The organism is Actinoplanes sp. NPDC051633, from assembly GCF_040681735.1.
GTDB lineage: Bacteria > Actinomycetota > Actinomycetes > Mycobacteriales > Micromonosporaceae > Actinoplanes.
Genome location: NZ_JBFAZH010001397.1, coordinates 1 through 1,817, shown reverse-complemented (window position 1 = coordinate 1,817; position 1,817 = coordinate 1). Strand labels below are relative to the sequence as shown.

Sequence of the window (1,817 nt, the reverse complement as noted above, 5' to 3'; positions counted from 1 at the left end):
CCGCGGTCGTCCCGGCGCTCAGGCTGGTCACCGCTCCCCCGGCCTGGATGGCGCCGCCCTGCCCGGCGGGCGTCGCGGGCGTCGGCGGGAACCACAGCGACGGCCAGTAGACCCCGGCGAAGCCGACCCGGCCGAGCCCGGAGGCGCCGGCCGCCGCCTCTCGGATCAGCGGGAACATCGCGTCGCACAACCGGCGTGCGGAGCCCTCGGAGGTGCCCCAGCCGTGGCTGAAGACGAACAGGTCGTCGACGCCCTCCGCGGCCAGCTCGCCGAGCATGGTGGTCGCGGCCGGTGCGGTGAGCCCGCCAGCCTCGTCGAAGTACAGATCCCAGACGGGTTCCTGCGTGGACAGTCGTCGCATTGGAGCCTCCCGGCGTCAGACGTTGGACAGCATGCGCATCAGGTCGACCAGGCCGGCGCCCTGTGCGTACCGCTCCCGGCCGAGGTCGGTGGCGCTCTTGGTGAGCAACGCCTTGACCTGTCGCGGGCGGCCGATGAACTCCGGGCGGGCGGAGAGGAAGGCGGCGATGATCCCGGAGACGTGCGGGGCCGCCATCGAGGTGCCGGACTGCTCGGCGTACGTGGCGTCGCCGCCCGGCGGGTTGAGGCCGGCCCGGGCGCGGACCTCGCCGGTCGCCGCCGACGCGATCCACTCCCCGGGCGCGACCACGTCGGGCTTCATCCGGCCGTCCAGGGTCGGGCCCTTGCCCGAGGTCCACGTGACGCCGAAGGCGTGCGGTGCGTCGCGGTGGGTCGAGCCGACGGCGATGCAGTCCTCGGCGTGCGCCGGCTCGGTGATCGAGCCCATGACCGCCGAGGTGTTGACCGAGTCGCCGAACGTGGTGCGGGCGCCGTAGTTGCCGGCCGAGACCACGACCACCACGCCGGAGGCGACGAGCTGGTTGAGCGCCTGGCACAGCGGCGACTGTCCGGCGGCGTACTGGTCGGGCTGCCACACGCAGCCGAGGCTCAGGTTGACGCCGTGCACCCGCAGCACGGCCGGATCGATGTTCACCTCGGACCGCAGGTAGGTCAGGGCCTTGATCACCGCGCTCGACGACGTGACCCACAGCCCCTGGCTGCTGCGCCGCATCACCTTGATGCTCACCAGCTCGCACTCCGGCGCCATCCCGGACAGCCGCCCGGTCGAGGCCCGCGGCACGTAGCCGCCGTTGCCCGGATCCTTCGACGACGCCACCCGCGGTGGGCGGTCGCCGGGGGTACGCCCGGCGATGATGCCGGCGACGTGGGTGCCGTGGCCGCTCTCGTCGGCCAGCGGCGCGTCACCGGCCGGCGCCGCGCCCGGGAGGTCCGCGGCCTGCGGCGGATCCTCGGGGTTCACCAGATAGCTGAAGTCCCGGTGCAGCCCGCCCGTCACGCCACTGCCACCGGTTCCGCCGATCTCCAAGCCGCGGAAGTGTGGATGGCAGCCGTCGATGCCGCTGTCGATCACCGCCCAGACGACGCCACGGCCGAACGCGCCGTACGACTGCCAGGCCGCGTTGGCCTTGACCGTGGGCGCGGACCGGTCGATCTGGGGGCGCAGCTCGTAGTCCGGCCACACCCGGAAGATGATCGGCGGCCGGCCGAGCTCGCGGGCGAGCCCGGCGTCGCGCCGGACCATGTCGTGCAGCGTCCGCCGGGAGAGCACGCACTGGTAGAGCTTGGGGGCGATCAGCGCCAGGCCGGCGGGTACGGGCGGCTGCACGACCCCGGCCGAGGTCGCCTCGCCGGGTCGGCTGCCGCCCGCGTGCCGGGCGTACGGCCCCCAGAGGTCGTAGAGAGCTTGGCGCACCTCGGAGAGGCCACCCGGGAAC

General features: G+C 74.0%; 2 protein-coding genes. Both read right to left on the bottom strand.

Annotated features, from left to right (window positions below; genetic code table 11):
* Nucleotides 1-361: hypothetical protein (locus AB0M20_RS41385; RefSeq protein WP_364306785.1), on the bottom strand; the 361-nt coding region annotated here is incomplete at its 3' end.
* Between the two features lie 15 nt (nt 362-376).
* Nucleotides 377-1,817, bottom strand: a 1,441-nt coding sequence (locus AB0M20_RS41380; RefSeq protein WP_364306784.1) for a S8 family peptidase, incomplete at its 5' end; no start/stop codon positions are given.